16 protein-coding genes are annotated in these 19956 nt (G+C 42.4%); 6 read left to right on the forward strand and 10 right to left on the reverse strand.

Annotation, left to right across the window (positions count from 1 at the left end; genetic code table 11):
* Positions 1–38 precede the first annotated feature (38 nt).
* From FHW88_RS03825 to FHW88_RS03840, 4 genes are all read right to left on the reverse strand, one after another.
* A complete protein-coding gene (locus FHW88_RS03825; protein ID WP_176623264.1) occupies positions 39–1325 on the reverse strand; it encodes an MFS transporter in 1287 nt (428 codons plus the stop codon).
* 5 nt (positions 1326–1330) lie between these two features.
* Positions 1331–4099 carry a TonB-dependent receptor gene (locus FHW88_RS03830; protein WP_176623266.1) on the reverse strand — a complete coding sequence of 923 codons (2769 nt, stop codon included), beginning with the start codon at positions 4097–4099 and terminating at the stop codon, positions 1331–1333.
* A gap of 26 nt (positions 4100–4125) precedes the next feature.
* Positions 4126–4692 (reverse strand): carboxymuconolactone decarboxylase family protein, encoded by a 567-nt coding sequence (locus tag FHW88_RS03835; protein ID WP_176623269.1) that lies wholly within the window; start codon positions 4690–4692, stop codon positions 4126–4128.
* A gap of 183 nt (positions 4693–4875) precedes the next feature.
* Complete coding sequence (locus FHW88_RS03840) at positions 4876–5424, reverse strand: hypothetical protein (protein WP_176623271.1); 549 nt, start codon at positions 5422–5424, stop codon at positions 4876–4878.
* 278 nt (positions 5425–5702) lie between these two features.
* Between FHW88_RS03840 and FHW88_RS03845 the strand changes: the two genes are divergently transcribed.
* Positions 5703–6179, forward strand: coding sequence for an organic hydroperoxide resistance protein (locus FHW88_RS03845; protein WP_090523523.1), 477 nt, complete (start codon positions 5703–5705; stop codon positions 6177–6179).
* Between the two features lie 94 nt (positions 6180–6273).
* Here the strand turns inward: FHW88_RS03845 and FHW88_RS03850 are convergent, their stop codons facing one another.
* From FHW88_RS03850 to FHW88_RS03875, 6 genes are all read right to left on the reverse strand, one after another.
* Positions 6274–6954 carry a metal-dependent hydrolase gene (locus FHW88_RS03850; RefSeq protein WP_176623273.1) on the reverse strand — a complete coding sequence of 227 codons (681 nt, stop codon included), beginning with the start codon at positions 6952–6954 and terminating at the stop codon, positions 6274–6276.
* Between the two features lie 27 nt (positions 6955–6981).
* Positions 6982–7404, reverse strand: a complete 423-nt coding sequence (locus FHW88_RS03855) for a hypothetical protein (RefSeq protein ID WP_176623275.1) — start codon at positions 7402–7404, stop codon at positions 6982–6984.
* A 60-nt stretch (positions 7405–7464) separates the two neighbouring features.
* Positions 7465–7617, reverse strand: a complete 153-nt coding sequence (locus FHW88_RS03860; protein WP_176623277.1) for a hypothetical protein — start codon at positions 7615–7617, stop codon at positions 7465–7467.
* Between the two features lie 20 nt (positions 7618–7637).
* Positions 7638–8438, reverse strand: a complete 801-nt coding sequence (locus tag FHW88_RS03865) for a DUF1223 domain-containing protein (RefSeq protein WP_176623279.1) — start codon at positions 8436–8438, stop codon at positions 7638–7640.
* Between the two features lie 308 nt (positions 8439–8746).
* On the reverse strand, positions 8747–9508 hold the full coding sequence (locus tag FHW88_RS03870) for a LytR/AlgR family response regulator transcription factor (protein WP_176623281.1): 762 nt from the start codon (positions 9506–9508) through the stop codon (positions 8747–8749).
* Positions 9489–10511 (reverse strand): sensor histidine kinase, encoded by a 1023-nt coding sequence (locus FHW88_RS03875; protein ID WP_176623283.1) that lies wholly within the window; start codon positions 10509–10511, stop codon positions 9489–9491. The genes FHW88_RS03870 and FHW88_RS03875 overlap by 20 nt, the downstream gene beginning before the upstream one ends.
* A 391-nt stretch (positions 10512–10902) precedes the next feature.
* On the opposite strand from FHW88_RS03875, the gene FHW88_RS03880 reads away from it, so the two are divergent.
* From FHW88_RS03880 to FHW88_RS03900, 5 genes are all read left to right on the forward strand, one after another.
* A complete protein-coding gene (locus tag FHW88_RS03880) occupies positions 10903–11442 on the forward strand; it encodes an RNA polymerase sigma-70 factor (RefSeq protein WP_176623285.1) in 540 nt (179 codons plus the stop codon).
* An 84-nt stretch (positions 11443–11526) separates the two neighbouring features.
* Positions 11527–12594: a FecR family protein gene (locus tag FHW88_RS03885; RefSeq protein ID WP_176623287.1), complete on the forward strand. Its 1068-nt coding sequence runs from the start codon at positions 11527–11529 to the stop codon at positions 12592–12594.
* Between the two features lie 195 nt (positions 12595–12789).
* Positions 12790–16158, forward strand: a complete 3369-nt coding sequence (locus tag FHW88_RS03890; RefSeq protein WP_176623289.1) for a TonB-dependent receptor — start codon at positions 12790–12792, stop codon at positions 16156–16158.
* 4 nt (positions 16159–16162) lie between these two features.
* Positions 16163–17641 carry a RagB/SusD family nutrient uptake outer membrane protein gene (locus FHW88_RS03895; RefSeq protein WP_090523568.1) on the forward strand — a complete coding sequence of 493 codons (1479 nt, stop codon included), beginning with the start codon at positions 16163–16165 and terminating at the stop codon, positions 17639–17641.
* 74 nt (positions 17642–17715) lie between these two features.
* Complete coding sequence (locus FHW88_RS03900) at positions 17716–19914, forward strand: alpha-N-acetylglucosaminidase (protein ID WP_176623291.1); 2199 nt, start codon at positions 17716–17718, stop codon at positions 19912–19914.
* Positions 19915–19956 lie beyond the last annotated feature (42 nt).

A 19956-nucleotide genomic window follows, 5' to 3' on the forward strand; every position in this document is an offset into this window, starting at 1 on the left:
TGAATTAGTGATTTTTTTAATTTTCTAAGCTTTCGGCTTTAAGCCTTCAGCTTTTTGCTTTTTGCTTTTTCCTCGCCTTCGGCTTTCTCCTGTACAAATAATACTACCAGCAAGCCTATTATAAATACCAGTGAAAAGATGAATAGCGAGTTACCGTAGCCTCCCAGGGTTGATACCAGCACGCCTACAAATAAAACCGCGGTAGCTGTAAAAATACGCCCGATGTTGAAGCAAAAGCCTGTTGCAGTTGCTTTGATGCCGGTTGAAAATAATTGGGGGATATAGGCTGATAATACGCCCTGGCTCGCCCCAAAGAATAAAGCCAGTATTATTATCTCGACATAAACTGCCGTACTGAATGTAGTATTAGTTTTAAACAGGATGAATGACATACCTGCGCAAACCGCAAAACAGATCACCATGGAGCGCCTTATAGATAGTAAATTAACAAGCCATCCTGAAAAGAAACCACCGGTTAACCCACCCATGCCCATACACATCATGCTCAGGCCGCGTTCTTTTGCGGCATCATGGTCGGTAATCAGGCTTTGCACCCAGGTAGGCAGCCATGAAAATATGGCCCATAAACCTATCAGCATAGTGCCAAAGGTTAGGGAGCCTACAATAAGCTCGCGGCGGTGGCTTTTAGAGAGCAGTTTATTCAAGGGGTTTTCGCGGTTGGCAATATGGTTACGGTAGTTGAGCCAGTTTTCAGATTCATTCAAAACCAGAGCGCCTATCAAGGCCAGTGCAAGCGGGATCACCCCGACAAAAAAGCCCGACCGCCATGATGATACAATAAAGTTGATTAGCCCTGCAGAGAAAATACCTACCGGGAAAGCAATAGAAAGAATGCCTATGATCACCGCTTTGCTTTTGGCTGGCCAGACTTCGCTCACCAGCGTTATGGATGTTACCAAAACGCCGCCTACGCCAAAACCGCTGAAAAAACGGCAACATAGTACGCCCCACCAGGTTGGCATTAGCCCGGTTAAAATGGTGAATACACCGTAGCTGCCAATGGCCAGCAGCAGGGCTTTTTTACGGCCCATTTTATCGCTGATCACCCCCCAGGTAAAACCACCAAAGGCCCAGCCGAATATAAAAATGGCATTGATGTACCCACTTATGGCGTTGATCTCATCAGCAGGCACAGTTCCCTGCAAGTCTTTTACCACAACGGGCAGGTAAACCGACATCAGTGTTGACACGGAGCCACCCAGAGCAGTACTAAAAAAACAGATCGCAAACAGCACCACCCTATAGGTGGCGCTGAGGTTTGTTTGAGGTTTTACAACCTGCTCATCAATTGTTAAAGTGCTCATGTTGTTTATTTTAAAAGGTCATCAAATATTATTGATACATAATAAATAGCGCCAATTGCCGGCGAACCATAAGATTGGTAAATGCGGTTGTTGAAAATATTGCTGCCACCCAGTTTGATGGTTGATTTGATCTTCGGAAGCTTTTTGCTGAATTGCAGATCGACAACTGAATAAGCATCTACGCGGCCGGGACGGGTGCCGTTAAAGGTTCCATACCAGTCGTAAGCGGTTTGCCAATGCCAGGCAGCGTTAAAGCCAAAATCATTGATCACGTTGCTGTTACCAAACGTAGCGTTAGTGCTCCATTTTGGCGTATTGAAAGCCGCTATATTATTGGGATTGGCATTGCGAAGGTTAAATACGGATAAGGTTGCATTGCCGCCAAGCGCGTAACCGCCATCAAGCAGGTAGGTAGCACCAGCGCTTGCTCCCTGGGCAGATACTTTATCAGGTGCGTTGGTATACAACTGGAAGGCGTGAACCTTACCGTTAGGGATATCGGTTGCGGAGGCTGTAGTAACCTGGCCATCAGAACCAAGAATCGGGTTGCTGGGTTGGATAACAACCGTATTCAGGATAAAGTTGGTGTAGCTGCTGTAGTAATAGTTTACATCGATCAGTAATTTATCCATCATTAAACCTTTGTAGCCAAGCTCAAATGCTTTTTGCTGTTCGGGCTTGATATAAGCTACACTTGCTTTTTGCAGCAAGCCTTTGTTTTGCTCAATAGCCTGCGGAAATGGCGTACCGCTTTGTACCGCCTTGCCAAACGCGGCGCCAAAGGCACTTACTGATGACGAGGTGAACGAGTTTTCATAAACGTTTAAGCCCTTGCTGTTATTAGGCGCACCACCCAAAATAGTGATAGGGCCTACGTTAAGGTGGATAAACTGATCAACCGGGGTTGGGTTCCTGAAACCGGTTTGGTATGATGCCCTGAAATTGGAGGTTTTATCAACTGTATATACTGCCGAAAAACGAGGTGTGAAGCTTCCTTTAAAGTTTTCGTTTTTATCATAACGGATAGAGGCTGTTAGTTTCAGGTTGTCATCAAACAGTTTTTTGCCGGCTTGTAAAAATGAGCCGTACTCTTTAATGGTTACACGATTTACCTTATCATCAAACAAGCTGCCGTTGGTGAACATCCTGTAATTGCGGAAACTGCCTCCGGCCAAAAGCTCAAACACTTTTATGGCGCTGGTAAAGTCGTACTGGCCTTCGGCATGGTAAAACTTACTATTACTGAAAACGCCTGCACCGCTCAAACCATAATTGTGGATAGATGCGTTCTTGGCATTGTTAAATTCAGTTGTGCCCGGTAAAAAACGGCCCTGATCGGCAAAGGTCCTTGCTGAGGAATTGCTATTAGGTGTAACGCCACTTACCGTGCCGTTAAATGCCGCGGCATAACGTGTAAACCAGGTGTCATCAGCTTTATCAGGAGTTACGGTGTTGCCGTTCAGGTCTTTTACCCAGTCGCGGTTAATGAATTGGGCCAGTGAGCGGGTGTTGTATGAGTCGTGCGAATTTTCTTCAACCGAATAACCTCGGATGAAGAAATTACTTCCCTTTAATTCGACCCGGTGTGTCTGTAAAACAAAGTTATTGAGATCGAAACGGCTGCTGCCGGTATAGCTTGCAGTACCGCGACCGTAGTTGTATTGGTAGATTGCCTCAAGGTTATTGCTGAAACGGTATTGTAATGCACCGTTAAGTTTAAGGCTGTAAACGTTATAGTTCATCAGGTCTTTTTCTTCATAACCAGTTCTGGAAACCAGGCCAATGCCGGGTAAGGTTTTTGTAACCTCATCTCCATAAATATTTAGCGCATCGCGCCCGGGGTTGTTGGGCCCACGTTGCGCTGCCGGTGTTGAAGCGCTAACGTCGGTATAGTTATCGGCATACCAATCGCGGCCGGTGAGGCACGAAGCATTGATCTTAAACGCGAATTTATCGTTGAATGCCTTAGCATAGCGGGCTGCAAAATCATACAAGCCCTGTGGTTTAACAACCGATTCGCCAAAGTGGTTAAGGCCTGTTTTTACCTGCACGGTTAAGCCCTGGTATTTGAAAGGATCTTTGGTTTTAAGCGAAAGTAAGCCGTTAAAAGCTACCGGACCATACAATGCCGAAGCAGCGCCCGGAATAACTTCCACACTTTCGATATCAATATCCGAAGCGCCAAAAAGGTTACCTACCGAAAAGTTTAATCCTGGTGTTTGATTGTCCACGCCGTCAACCAACTGCAAAAAGCGACTGTTACCCGTGCTGTTAAAGCCGCGGGTGTTGATCTGTTTGTAAGTTAAACTGCTGGTAACCGCTTCAAGGCCTTTTAAGCTTTGCAAGCCATCGTAAAAAGTAAAGGAAGGGTTTTCCTTAATGGCTTTAAGGCTCATTTTTTCGATACTCACCGGCGATTGTAAAATGCTTTGGTTGATCCGCGTGGCAGATGATACCACCTCGTTAAGCACAATTGCCTTTTGTATTAGCTTGATGCTGATGTTGTTATTGGCAGATGTTACCTGGCTTTCCTGTACTTCAAAGCCCACGGCGGATATAACGATAGTGGAGGGCAGCTTTAATTTGTTGGCATTTAAAGTATAGTTGCCCTTTGAATCAGTAGTGGTGCCTGTAAGTTTTCCTTTAACAGAGATGCTGGCACCCGAAACAGGCTTGCCTGTAGCGGCATCAGTGATGTTCCCCGTTATCTTAATTTCCTGGGCAAACGCGTTTATGGAGGTGAACAGTAGCAAGACGAATAAAAGTTTTTTCATTGTGATTGGTTTTACTGGATAAAGGGTTAGGGTTGTTTTTTTAAATGGTCATATCCTTGCGGCAGGCGGGTATAGCCATGATTAACCAGGCGTTCGGCTAATACGTTGTAGTAACCGGCATCGGCAGGCAGGGCGGTGGCCAGGCCGTCAACATAGCGGTTGTAATAGCAAAACAGGGCAGCTATCAGTACGGTATCGTGAATTTCAACGTCTGTAGCACCGGCAGCTTTGGCCCGATTAATGGCCTCGGTAGTTACGCTCCGGCCGTTTTGAGCAGTTAGTTTGGCAATGGTAAGCAGCGCTTTCATTTTCTCGGTAACCGGGGCGGTTTCAATATTTTCCTTTACTTTTTGCGCTGTTTCGGCTTCACCAGCCAGCAGATCGGCAGCGGCAGTATGTGCCGTTGTACAAAAGGCGCACTGGTTGTTGTGCGATACCACGATGGCAATCAGTTCACGATCAGCTTCGGATAGGGTTGAAGGACCACGTAATAAAAATTGTGTAAGGTTACGGATAGGTTGTGCCGGTTCTTTGGCATATTCCAACAGGCCGGTAATGCCCGGCAAATGGCTTTCAAGGGTAATATAAGGCATAAATAATGGGTTGAATGCTGAATTTAGTGAGGGGGGCGTACCTGTCCGGAGGTTATTGATGCTATCGATATATAATTGTTGTCATAGCGTTTGAGCTACGAATTTAGCTATCGACAGAAATAAATAACACAGCAGGGTAGCAATCGCTACCCCCCCCGAAAATGAATTAAAACACGGAGAAGATTAGCAAACGACCCTTGGTGGTTGCTCTGGAATGTCCTGGTGAGCAGGAATTAACTGTTGAACAGGGTGAACAACGGTTTGTTGAGTGTATTTTATCGGGCAACTAAATTCAAAATGCACAAAAGCGAAATTGAGGTTGTCCTGCATTATTATTTTACCGAAAGGCACATGTTCTTTTTGCGGTACCGGGTTTTCTTTTACATCCTTTGCGTTAATGATGTTCTTATCGGCCAGCCGGGTGGTTTCGTAGTTTGGGATGCACATCAAATAAATTGCGCGACTGGTTACGCGCATTTTTTGATAATTGTAGCTGTTGTTGCCAAACCGGATCTGCCCATGAATATTTTCGTAGTTTTTCCAGTCGGTTATGCCAGGCATGTTTACCGGGATTACTACCTCGGTAAGGTCTTTCACATTGTAAAAGCCTTTGGCAGTTTGTTCGGCAAAGTATTTATTGCTTTTGTAAACCATGAACTGATGCAATGCCAGTTGCCCGCCTATATTAAGCAGGTGAAAACCGAGCAGCATTAGGGCAATAAACTTCTTCAATTGGTTTACGAACAATGAGTTGCTTAAAATTGCTGTTTATAAACGTAGTATCCAAATTTATTTAGAATAATTACGCGTAATGTGTAGCTGGTTTTCTTATTCTTTACCGGTTGTGATTAAAAGTTTCAATAGCTCTCGTACTGGTTGAACTTTCGGCTTAAAGAATGTCTTGTTCACGACATGGCTTGTCCGGTTCACATAGTTAGTGATAGGGCACCGGGCGATATCAGGGTATCTTTGAGCATACAAAAAACAAAAATTAATAAATAAATAACACAATGGAAACTATTCAAGAATCAGGTATCAGTAAGATCAAGGTTATCAACGCTATCTCAGCTAATAAAATCGACAAAGTATTATATACCGGTAAAGTTCGTACAGTTGGCGGTCGTGACGGTGGTTCATCTGTTAGTACCGATGGCCAGTTGGATATCAAACATTCAACTCCCGGAACCCCTAAACCAGGCACAAACCCCGAGCAATTATTTGCAGCAGGCTGGTCAGCATGTTTTGAAGGCGCCATCGGTATTGCTGCCGCTAAAAAAAGGATTGCACTCCCTGCCGAATTGGCTATTGATGCCGAAGTGGATTTGGGTATTACTACCGGTGCCTATTTTCTGCAAGCCCGTTTAAACGTAAGCTTACCAGGCCTGGATGTTGAAGTTGCCAAAGCATTGATTGAAGAAGCACACCAAACATGTCCTTATTCAAAGTTAACTTATGGTAACATCAACGTTGAGATCAATTTAGTATAATTCGCTCCCTCCGCTTCTAAAGGGGGAGCTTAAAAACAAAAAGGCCTGTTTCATTCAATTGGAGCGGGCCTTTTTGCTATGCTGAAACTAAAGTTTAAATCTCTATACTCTCGCCTATATCCGGTAAAAATAGCTTTAGGCCTGCCTGCTCAAATTGTTTTATAGCCTCGTCTTTATCTATTTTAATAAAACCAAAGGTATCGTAATGAACGCCTAAAACTTTATCGGCCTTAACAAGCCTGGCTGCTTCAATGGCATCATCAACCCCCATAGTTAACACATCACCTATCGGGAAAACCGCGAAATCAAGAGCAACCCAATTGGCTACCAGGCCCATATCCAACGTTAAACCGGTATCACCGCTATAATAAAGATTGCCATTATCTGTCTTTAATGCATAACCGCAGGCTACCCCTGCATAACTTCCATCCGGAAAACTGGCCGAGTGCTGCGCGATGAATGATTTTGCTGTGCCGAAATCAAAGGTCACTTTACCACCCGGGTTTAAAGGATGTACATTTTTAACGCTCTTTTTGCTGAAGTAATCGTAAACCTCATAAATGCCTACAACCATAGCGCCCGTACGGTTGGCTATAGTTTCTACATCCAAAATATGATCGTAATGCCCGTGTGATACAAAAATGTAATCAGCTTTAATTTCATCAATGTTGATGTCCTTAGCCAGTTCGTTGCCGGTAATAAAGGGATCAAATAAAATGTGTTTACCTCCGGCAACCACCGAGAAGCATGAGTGACCGTAATAGTTCAGTTTCATTGGTTTGCTTTTTTATGTTAATGATGATTAGTTTAAGAGCGGAGTTAAAACGTTTAAGACAGGCATTGGCAATAGCTTAAAATGATCGTAGGCTGTGTAGGTAAATTTACCTGTTACAGCGTTTATTTTAGGATGTAGAAATGTCATCTTTTTAAGCAGGATATTATCGGCCGAAGAATAAGCTGTGTATGGATCAGGTTTTTTGTTAAAGCCGGCAGGCAGAATGCTATCCGCTTGATTTTGTTTACTGGTATTAGCACCCGGCAACCTGAACTCCGGTGATAATTGCGAAGCGTCAAAGCGGTCTATTTCAGATGAATAGTTGCGTCCACCCGACGGCAGGTTTATTTTAAAAGTAAATGCCTGCTCGGTGCAATTTAGTTCGTTTGCCTGGGCATAAACCCCAATGCTTAAAAATGTTGCTATGGCAATTAGCAGTAATGTTTTCATGATAGTATTTATTAAAAACAGGATCGGCCCTGCGAAGGGCCGATCCTGTTTATGTTAGATTTAATTATTTGTTGCCGGTTTTTTTCTCTTTCCCGTAACGCAGATCAATTCACAATCCTGCGGGTTACGTTCAAACGGTGCCCTTGTCAGGAATGATAAAGAGAACAGTGATAAGAATCCCATTAATAACCGGCCCTGTTTCAACTTGCTCATGATTTTTGAATTTATGGTTGTTATATTTTGGCTACGGCTTCGCTGGTTAAAACAGCTTTTGTTGCAGTTAAAACCTCACCGCTATCTTTATTTTGTATAAAGCCCACTACTTCCCATTCTTGCTGGTTAAATTCTTTAGGAACGCTAATAATGGTTTGGCCTGTTTTTACCTCGCTTAGGGCAACTGTTTTTAAGTCGCGCACTATTTGGGTGTGCAATAAGGTTCTGCCTTCGTTTTCGCCGCGGGCAACTTTGCTGATGGCTGTTTTTTGTACAATGGCTATCAGCAATTGTTGGTTATCAGTATTGCCCGATAGTTCGTAATTTACAGCAAGCTTATCACCGGTTTGTTGTGCTTTTAAGGAAACCTGAGCGGTTTGTGCGGTTGTTAGTGCATTCGAAATCGCTTCACGAAGTGCCGGCTCATCCGAGCCAACCATCTCGGTTTTACCATTAACTATAACTTGAGGTGTATAAACCTGGGCATTTAAATGGTAGCTATATTCTTTTTGGCGTTTTGAAAACATGGCATTGCTGAATACATCTTTCCAGCCGAGGTTATTCCAATAATCAACGTGGTAAGCTAATATGTAAACAGGCTTTTCCTGTGACTCTTTTTGGATCCTCGCCAGCAATTCATCAGCAGGAGGACAGCTTGAGCATCCCTCTGAAGTAAACAATTCTACCAAAGCAAAACCTTTTCCGGGAGTAGTGTTGTTTTCGGTTTTAGGCGCATTTATTTTACGATTAGCGTAAGCTGCGGTAGCAAGTGCCAGTGCCACGGTACCAACACAAAAGCTAAAAATTTTTAAGGTTTTCATATTTCTTGATTTTTTATTTACTTCAAAATTAGCCTCGAAATGGCCGCCAAAACAGCGTAAAAAAGCCCAACCGGACATATTGTAAGCTCAGTTGGGCATTGTTTGAGTCGAAAGTCTTTAGTCTTAAGTTCTCAGTTGTTTTTAATTGTAGAGACGCATAATTGTGTCCACCGTATGCAAATTACTTTAGCAAATGGTCTGCAAAGTCGCTTGTCCTGCGGGAGACGCAATTATGCGTCTCTACTTGAAAAAATTATACAGCTTTTTAGAACTTCTGACTCAACACTTCCGACTTCGAACTTAAAAGACTATCTATTCTCGAGCCAGCTTAAAAATACCGGCGCTTTTTCTTTATTGATGAGTAATTTCTCGGGAGTTGGAATTGTTAGTTTAACAAACAGCTTACGCATAAAATAATGCTCAACCTCTTTTATCGCACTGAAGTTAACTATGTATTGCCTGTTGAGCCTGAAGAACTGCTCCTGCGAGAGCTGACCGCTGATCTGATCAAGCGACTGGTTAACCACATATTCCTGCTGATCAAAAGTCATGATGGTCGAAAGTTCATTGCGGATGTAGAAGAAGGCTATATTATTGGACGCTATGGTGATATACTTATTATTTTTAAATACCAGGAAGCTTTTTTTACCGGCAGGAGGCGTAACCTGCGATAGCAGGCTGCTGATATCAGGAGATGAACCCTGCTGAAAGAAATTCCGCAACTCGTCTACCTTTTTAAAGGCATCGGCAATATCTGTTTTTGAGAAAGGCTTGAGTACATAATCAACGCTGTTGGCCTTAAATGCCTCTAACGAATATTCATCAAACGCGGTACAGAAAATAATAGGGCAGGACACCTTTACCGATTTAAAGATCTCAAAACACAACCCATCCGACAGTTGGATATCCATAAAAATAAGATCGGGCTGCTTGTTCTCTGAAAGATAGGCAACCGAGCTTTCAACACTCTGAAGCTTGGCAATTATTTTTGAGTGCGGTCTTAATTCTAATATGATCGTTTCAAGCGAACGGGCCGCCTTTAATTCGTCTTCAATGATGATAATGTTCATGTATAATAGGTAGTTTAACTTTGAATATTTTATCTTCAGATATGATCTCTATATGTTTATCAAGCAGGTGATCGTAACGCAAATTGATATTCTTAAGCCCAACACCTGTTGATGGTTCTTCAAAGCGCTTTGGTTTTATTTCGTTTTCCATAACGATGTTTTCACCCTCAGTATACAGTTTGATATGCAGGGGATGATCTAATGATACCACATTGTGTTTAATACAGTTTTCTATCAATAGCTGCAGTGTGAATGGGGGAATTAGCGTACCGCGATATTGTTCATGTATAGTACTAGTGAAAATAAAACCGTCTTCAAACCTGGCTTTAAGTAAAAAATTGTAAGCTTCTACAATTTCCAGTTCGTCGGATAAATGAATGAGGTCTAATTTTCGGCTCTCAAGCGTAAAACGGTAAAAATTTGAAAGTTTAAGGATGAAATCTACCGAGTGTTGGTCATTGGTCTCAACCATCGCCTTTAGGGTATTGAGACTGTTAAACAGGAAATGCGGGTTGATCTGCTGTTTCAACAGTTCATATTGTGCGCCAAGGTTATCGGCCTTAATACGTTCCAACTCAACGTTAACCTGCTGGTTTTGGTAGTTCTGGTACAACAGGTTTATAAGCATATAAAATACCAGGTTAATAAGTATGCCCCTTACTTCAATCATCAGCATTACCGGGCCAAAATTCAAATGCGTTAGTATCAGTTGCTGTATGTAGGCTAAGGCCAACATTACCCCCATACCTATCAGCAGTGTTGTAAGGAGCCGGGAATACGAGATGCTTTTATTCAGTTGTTTATTGCCCGATTGCTTTGGCAGCGTATAGATATTATAGTACCATACAAACAGTGAAAAAGAAGCGGTAACAGCCGAATTCACTGCCGCTTCAGCGGGCTTGAAGTGGCGTTCAGCTATCTGGGGAACAGACGCCAGCAGACCAAGGAAGATTGAACTGCTCCATATAATTCCGGGGGAGATTTTAAATGTTGTGTCTTTCATTTATTGCAAAGGTTTGCGGAAATAAAATGGTCGCCGGGCAAATATAAAGTTAATTATGGCCTATAGGCCAAATCTGCTGTTGTGTTACTAAAACCACCGTCAAACTTTAATCTGTTTTGACCAAACACCCCAATTATTTCCGTTTGCTGCTAAAATATAACAGGTTTCAATATGGAAATATGGGTTTATGGTACAAGCGGACATCTTATCGCCTGAATTAGACATTTTAAACCGCGAATAGTACGACAATATAATTGCAGACAATCGGTTTTAGGCGATGAGCAGATCGGGGCTTCTTAAATCAACCTAAAATAGCTTTGATCAAGATTTTTTACTTAAAATTGTACATTATTTCAGTTAACTGTTCCCGTTAAAAGCAAGCCGCTAAACATTGGAGATTAAAGAACTTATAGATTCTATCCATTACAACAATGATGAATCTGCCTTTAATGAATTGTATAAGCTGCTGATCAATAATCTTAATCAGTTCGCCTGGTCGTTTTTGGGCGACAAGGAAGCTTGCGAGGAGATCATCAATGACCTTTTTGTAAATATCTGGACAGGTCGCCACAAACTTAACAAGATCGCGAATCCTAAAGTATACTTTTATGTGGCTATAAAAAATGCCTGTCTTAACCATATCCGAAGCAACACCTCAAAAAGAAACCGCGACGCCCAATTAGCCGAAACCTATTATTTTCATTTATCGGTTGATCCCTCGCAATTGCTCATCAGCAAAGAGCTGCAGGCCGGAGTTCTAAACGCTGTTAACAGTTTACCGCCTCGTTGTAAGCTCATTTTTAAAATGGTTAAGGAGGATGATCTCTCCTGCAATGAAGTAGCCGATATCCTTGGTCTCTCTAACAAAACTGTATTTGCGCAACTGGCCATCGCCCTGAAGAAACTTGATGAGGCGCTTGGGAATAAATAGGTTGATCCCCTTCAAAAAAATATTTTAATTTCTTTTAGGAAAAACTGGGAACTGCTGTGTCCTTAAGCCAGAATACCAATTACTATGAGCAAATCCAGGTTTATTGAGTTGATGGCCAAAAGCATGGGCAAAACTGCCAGTGCTGAAGAATTGACCGAACTCGACATGTTTCTTGAACAATTTCCCGACTATAAAAAAACGTATAACGTTACCGATGCTTTAAAAGGAAAGGACACTGAAGCAGCAGAAATAAAACCGGAAGAGATTAACGGAAACCTGGAGGAGATTTGGAACCGAATTAAAAGCTCGAACGAAAGTTCGGCGGGTGATACTAAGGTAAAACCAATGTTCAGGTGGCAATGGGTTGCTGCCGCGGTACTGGTGCTTGTTACCGCAGGAGCTTTATTTTATAACAGAGCGGTGCAACAGGATACTTTAACCGCAGAAAATATTTTACATGAAATTCATGTGCCTTATGGTAAAACCGAAAAGCTCAAACTGCCCGATGGGACACAGGTTACACTAAATGCAGGCAGTACTTTTTCGTACCCCGAGGCTTTTGAAAAAAACAGCCGGGATGTAAGCCTTACCGGCGAAGGTTTTTTTGAGGTAACTAAAAATTCTAAGAGGCCTTTTCTGGTACATACGGCCAGGCTTGTTGTAAAGGTATTAGGAACGGTGTTTAATGTTAAGGCTTATAATAATGATAAAACAGTTGAAACTACGCTGTTAAAAGGTAAGGTACAGGTTGAATTAAAAAACAATCCCGAAAAAAAGATTATCCTGTTGCCTAATGAAAAGCTGATTGTTGTTAATAACCGGGAGCCTAAAAGTGTAAAGAGCAAGGAAGGTAAAATTGAATACCAGGTAACCGAATTGCCTGATGTTAAGCCGGATGAAGTGAAAGAAACAGCCTGGGTTGATAACCGCATCCTGTTCACCAACGAGATGTTTGAAGATGTGGCTGCTCAAATTGAACGCAAATACAACGTGCAGGTTGTGTTTGAAGATCGGGCGCTTCGTACCGAGCAAATAAGCGGTTTACTTGATAAAGAAACGTTGAAGGAAGCTTTAGGCATTATTGAACTGACCACGCCGTTCAATTTTAGGGTTGATGGACAAACGGTGTACCTGTCAAAGAAAGATAAATAAAAACAAAATAAACTAACTAACCACTTAATTAACAGCTTATGATATTGAAAACTTACCTGTCAGATTCCTGAAACATCCTCAAATAAACAAGGGAAGAGCTGCCACTCCTCCCCGCAAACAAATAGGATTTTATTAACGGAGTAAGCTATTGTAACACAGCACTTACTCCATCCATTTATTTTCAAAACAAATGTAATGAAAAAAACAAGAAGGGTGTTCCCGCTTCGTGGCGCGCCCGTGTGTCTCAAAGTTATTTTGCTGATGAAAGCAGTATTTTTATTGGTCATGGTTACCTGTGTGCAAGTTTCTGCAAAAGTGTACTCACAGCAGAAATTTACGCTTAACCTAAAGCAGGCCGAAGTAAGCAGTGTCCTTACCAAAATTCAAAAACAAAGTGATTACCGTTTCTTTTACAACTATGCCAGTGTTAAAAAGTTGGGCAGGGTTGATGTGGATGTAAAAGACGCAACTATTGATGAGCTGCTTGCCGTTATCATTGATGATAAGCTCTCCTATAAAATGAGTGACGATCATGTAGTGATCATTGCCAACCAGGAGGATGCCAAAAACCTTGCCCTTATAAAAGGAAAAGTTGTTGATGCCAAAGGCGAACCGCTTATTGGCGTGAATATTCGATTACAAGGGACTAATCAGGGCACTACTACCGATGCAAATGGTAATTTCAGTATTGATGCACCGGTAAATGGTGTGTTGGAAATATCTTATATCGGGTATGAAAAAAAGGTAATTACCATAACCGGAAGCCAAACTTTAAATATTACCCTCGTTGCCCTGCCATCTGCCTTGACCGAAGTTGTGGTTGTTGGTTATGGTACCAGCAAAAAGGTTGATGTTACGGGTGCAGTAGCAAGCGTTAAAGGATCGGATATTCAAAACTTGCCTGTTAGTACAGCGGCCCAGGCTTTAGATGGCCGTGCAAGTGGTGTAAGTATTGTTCGTAACGATGGTTCACCTGGCGCTGCGCCGAGCATCAGGATCCGTGGAACAGGTACAGTGAATGATGCCAATCCGTTAATTGTAATTGACGGTGTACCTACCAGTAACCCTGACGCGTTAAGTGACATTAACCCCAACGATATTGCCAGCGTCGACATTTTGAAAGACGCCTCTTCAAGCGCTATTTACGGTACACGTGCTGCGAATGGTGTGGTTTTGGTAACTACGAAAAGAGGTACTTATAATCAAAAGCTGGCAACCACTGTTAACTTTTATAGCGGGTTTTCCAACACAACTAAATATCTTAATCTGCTAACGGCTCCAGATTTATTTAAATTAAAAAGGGAACGTTATACAAATGACGGCGTAGCAATTGATGCTCCATGGGATGATAATTATTATGCTACTCAAAGAACAGATTGGCAACGGGCTATTATGGGTACAGGACATGTAACCAATGGAGATGTTAGTATACAAGGAGGTAACGATGCCTCTAATTATTACTTTTCAAGCTCTATTTATAACGAGGATGGTATTATTGATAAAACCAACTTCAAACGATACAGTACACGTATCAATTCCGAGCATAAGATAACTTCATGGTTAAAACTGGGAGAGAACGTTCAACTGACCTACGGTAATAACAATGGCTTTGATAACAATAATTCGCAAACGGGTTTGATATTTTCGGCTCTACGTTTTAACCCGGCTATACCGCTGGTAAATCCTGATGGTACTTACGGTACATCAAAGGCTTTTGCTAATCAGTTGGGTGATATCAACAGTCCCTATGCTACTATCCAAATGGCCGACAGGTACACTAAAAAGTACAGGGCCTTGGCCAACGCGTTTGCTGAAATTACCTTTTTAAAGGAGCTGAAATTGAAGGTTAACTATGCCTTTGACGGTACATTTATCCGCAATTATAATTTTAGTATCGCAGATAATAATCAAACAAGGCCAAATCCAAATTCTACCTTAACTCAATCTGAAGAGGAAGTATCGTCACAGTTGCTTGAATCTTTTCTTACGTATGATAAGGTGTTTGGCAAAAGTCACGTAACTTTTACAGGTGGTTATTCTTATCAAAACTTTAAAGATTACGGTTTTAACGCTCAAAGGGTTGGTTATGACGATACCGATCCCGATCAGCGGGTGCTTAACCAGGGCAATGGCCAATTCAATTCAAATATCTTGCCTCAACCATCTTCACTACAGTCGGGCTTTGCAAGGTTATTTTATGATTTTGACAGCAGGTACCTGGCAACCGTTACTTTTCGTGCAGACGGTTCTTCCAAATTTGCGCCCGGCAAACAGTGGGGGTACTTTCCTGCATTCTCCTTGGGCTGGAGAATTACCAGTGAAAAATTCATGAAAAATATCACTTGGATTAATAACTTGAAATTGACGGGTGGTTATGGTGAGTTGGGTAATCAAAATGTACTGCCTTTTCAGTATCTAAGCTTGATCAAAATTGGCAGTACTTATGAAAATGGTGGTTATGCCTTTGGCGGCACGGGAGTAAGTGGTGCAGCTGTTACAAGTATTGCAAATCCGGATATTACTTGGGAGCGTACTGCTATGACCAACATTACCCTTGATGCTGGTTTCCTGAATAACCAGTTAAATACCACACTTACGTATTTCAATAAGAATACTAAAGATATGCTGATATCACCGCCGGTAGTAGGTTCAGCGGGTTCGGTAGCTATTCCAAATCAAAACATCGGTACAATGAATAACAAAGGTGTCGAAGTTGAAATTAACTATCAAGGCGGCGATAAACTAAAATATTCATTCGGTGCCAATGCTTCGTTTATCAAAAATAAGGTAACTAAACTTAATGGAGAAGGTACTTTCATTGGTTCGACAGTTTACGGGCGTTCAAGCCAGGAAATCTCAAGAACATATCAGGGTCAGCCGATAGCTTCTTTTTACGGATGGAAAACAAATGGCCTTTACCAAACCCAGGCAGAAATTGATAACGATCCGGCGCTTAAAAATGATTCGCGCAAGGCTAATATCAAACCCGGCGATGTGCGTTTTCTGGATTTAAATGGCGATGGCCAGATTGATGGTAATGACCGCACCAATTTGGGCAATCCAAATCCTAATGCTACAGTTGGTTTGCAAGGCAGTCTTTCATACAAAGGTTTTGACTTTGCAGCAAACTTTACCGGCGTATTTGGTGTAAGCCTTTATAATGCCGATAGGATGCAAGGTATTGATCCAACCTATCCGTTTAATCTTTATGCCGAAGACATGAACCGCTGGACAGGGCCGGGCACAAGCAACTCGATCCCGCGTATGTCATTAGATCGTGCTAACGACAATTATCGCACATCCGATCTGTTTGTCGAAAGCGGAAATTACTTTGCCCTCAAAAATGCCACTTTAGGTTATACTTTACCTGCAAGCTGGGCTAAAAAAGCGACACTGAAAAGCGTAAGGTTATATGCATCAGGTCAAAACATATTTTTTATAACCAATTATAAAGGATACACCCCTGAGCTTGGTTATACTAATGGCAACCTGCAGCGTGGGGTTGATGTGGCCCAGTACCCTACGGTACGTACAATTACATTCGGTATAACTGCTAAACTTTAAAATCATGAAATCGAAAATTACAATATATATGGTTATAGGGCTGGCGTTACTCAACAGCGCCTGTAAAAAAGCACTTGATCTTAAACAACAAGGGGTTTATACCTCAGATAATTATTTCAGGAACGAAGTTGATGCTGTAAATGCGGTTTCCGGTATTTATAGCCTTTTGGAAGAAGAGGATTATGTTGGCCACGCGGAGGCTACATTTGATGTTCCATCTGACGATTACTGGCGTTCAGGTGATCATAGCGAGGATGAGGGCATTGAGAACTTAACTTATGATGCTTCAAATGCAGCCATCAGGTATCCATGGAAATGGAGGTATGAAACCATCAACCGGGCAACCAATTGCATCATTAACATCCCAAAGATCACCGCAATATCTGCCGATATTAAAAATCGGAGTATGGGCGAAGCTTATTTTTTACGTGCCTTTGGCTACTGGCGTTTAATGATCATTCATGGCGATGTACCTATCATTACCGAAGATGATTACTCAAAACAAACTTTTAATGTTCCAAAATCGCCAATTGAAGAAGTACGAAAACAGATCGAGTCGGACTTGTTGAAAGCGGTGGATCTTTTGCCTGAAAGCTATGGCTCTGCCGACCGCGGCCGTGTAAGCAAAGGAACTGCATTGGGCTTATTAACCAAGCTTTACATGTATTGGGAAAAACTTCCTGAGGCAATTGCAACCGGTCAAAAAGTGATTTCCAATTCACATTACGCGTTGGCTGCTAACTACGCCGATAATTTTACCCGTGCTAACGAAACCAGCACCGAGTTGCTTTTTTCGATCCAGGCTGTACAAACCGTTGTACAAAATGACTTTACAGTTTATTACATTCCAAGATCATGGAACGGTTATGGCTTTAGTCAGCCATTACAGGGACTTGCCAATGAGTTTGAGGCAGGGGATCCGCGTAAACAGGCTACTTTATTAAGCGTTGGCGACAAGGTTGATCTGGGTGATGGCAAGGGCTTGACAACGTTTACCGCCGATCTTTCTGCTACTGGTTATGCATTTAAAAAGTACGCTGTATTTAATACTGAAGCTGATGGCGGTGGAGTTGACCACAGTTATGCTGTGCCTCTAATGCGTTCTGCAGATATTTATTTATTAGTTGCCGAAGCCTTGATCCGTACACAAGGTGCCGGAGCTGGTGACGCTTTGATCAACCAGATCAGGCATAGGGCTTCTCCACTGTTAAAACCTGTTTCAGGAGCTGGCATGAAAGAGCTGATCCATGAGCGTCGAGTTGAACTGGCGGGTGAAGATCAACGCCATCAGGACCTGATGCGCTGGGATAAAGCTAAAATTGTGGATATAGCGGCAATTTATAACCTTGCTGTTTCCAAAGCTCCGCTTGATCAAAACAAAACGGTAACCTTTGTACGCCCTAAAAACTATTACTTCCCAATCCCCCAGGTTGAGATTGATAAGAGTAAAGGTGTGTTAGTACAGAACCCTAATTTTAAATAATTATATCCTTATACCGGCAATAGGGGAGAGCCTCCTGTTGCCGGTATTTATTTCCAGCGTTTAATTATCTGTTGATGAGAAAGTGTTTACTTGTTTTAGCTGCTATTATTTCATTCGGCCTTAAAGCCGGTGCCCAGGTTGATCAGAAAGCCTCGTACGATTTTATTGAAAGAGTAATTCCCGGCAAAGGTAATTTGTTTGTTGTTGAGGCTATCCCGCAACAAAACGGCAAAGATGTATTTGAATTGGAAAGCCGTAATGGTAAAATTGTGCTGAGAGGTAATAATGGCCTTTCTATAGCATCAGCGCTAAATTACTATCTTAAAAATTATTGCTTTTGCGATATCGGCTGGAATGGCACAAACCTTAATTTGCCTGCTACTTTGCCGTCAGTTAAAGGCCTCATCCATAAAACCACGCCTTACCAATATCGCTACTACTTAAATTACTGCACGTTTAATTACACCATGGCCTGGTGGGATTGGGAACGCTGGCAAAAAGAAATTGACTGGATGGCCCTGAACGGTATCAATATGCCGCTGGCCATAACCGGCGAAGAAGCCGTTTGGCAAACCGTTTACAAAGACATGGGGTTTACTGATAAACAACTATATGAGTTTTTTAGCGGCCCTGCTTATTTTTCATGGTTTTGGATGGGGAACATTGATGCCTGGGGCGGCCCGCTGCCGCAACATTGGATGGACTCGCATAAAGCATTACAAAAAAAGATTTTAGAGCGCGAACGCTCATTTGGGATGACGCCTGTATTGTCGTCATTTACCGGCCATGTGCCGCCATCATTTAAAGATAAATTCCCCGCTGCTAAGGTTAAAAGAACCAACTGGGATGCCGGGTTTCCAGATGTTTTTATACTTGATCCCGACGATCCGATGTTTGAAACCATCGGTAAAAAATATATAGAGGCACAAACAAAAGAGTTCGGTACCGACCACCTGTACTCGGCCGATACTTTTAATGAAAACGTGCCGCCAACAAATGATTCAACCTACCTGGATGGTATGAGTAAGAAAGTATTCAACTCTATGGCTGCTGCCGATCCTAAAGCTATCTGGGTAATGCAGGGTTGGATGTTTCACTATAATAACAAATTCTGGCAGCCGCAACAGATTAAAGCGCTGCTTAACGCTGTGCCAAACGAGCAGATGATCGTGCTTGATTTGTACAGCGATGCCCACCCGGTTTGGAACCGTACGGAAGCTTACTATGGCAAACCATGGATCTGGGGTATGCTCCAAAACTTTGGCGGGAACATCAGCCTGTTTGGTCGTATGCGCCATGTAGCTGCCGATCCGGCCATGGCCCTGCATGATCCTGAATCAAAAAATATGCGTGGTATTGGTGTTACACCCGAAGGTATCGAACAAAACCCTGCGCTGTTTGCACTAATGTTGGAAAACGTTTGGAACGATACCCCGATTGATGCCGATAAATGGGTAGCTAACTATGCGCAGCGCCGTTACGGACAAGCTAACAATCAGGCAGATGAAGCATGGCACATCCTGTTAAATTCGGTGTACTCAGGCGGCCTAACCGAAGGCGGCCCAGAATCGATCATTGTGGCAAGGCCGACAATAAAAAAATATATCGACAGGGTATTGACCAAACTGGATTATGACCCGATGCAATTGGTTAAAGCCTGGACGCTACTCATAAATGCTGCCGACAGCCTAAAACAAAGTGATGGTTTTCAGTATGATCTGGTTGATGTTACCCGGCAGGTATTGGCCAATTATGCAAGTCCGCTACAGCAGAAAATGGCTCAGGCTTATCAAAATAAGGATCAGCAACAATTTAAATTATATAGCAGCCAGTTTTTGGAACTGATGGATGATATGGATGCTTTGCTAAGTACCCGTAAAGATTTCCTGTTAGGCAAATGGATTAACGAAGCAAGGGCTAACGGCGTAACCGATAAAGAGAAAAACCTGTATGAGTTTAACGCCCGTGACCTGGTTACCCTTTGGGGTGACAAAGAAAGTGGTTTGCGCGAATACTCAAACCGTCAATGGGCTGGTTTAATCAAAGGCTATTACAAACCACGCTGGTCAATGTACTTTGGCCAGTTGGATAAGTCGTTATCAACCAAAACCGACTTTAATACCGAAGCCTTTGATAAGCAGGTAAAGGATTGGGAGTGGCAATGGGTAAACAAGCATGATAATGCTTATACCGATACAGCAAAAGGTGATGCCATTGAAAAATCAAAGCAATTGTTTGCGAAGTATAATGCGATGATTTTGGGGACACGATAAAAAAATATGAAGTTGAAGACTTACGAAGTTTTCAAAACTTCG

Origin of the sequence: Mucilaginibacter sp. SG538B (genome assembly GCF_013376065.1) — a bacterium.
GTDB classification, from domain to species: domain Bacteria; phylum Bacteroidota; class Bacteroidia; order Sphingobacteriales; family Sphingobacteriaceae; genus Mucilaginibacter; species Mucilaginibacter rubeus.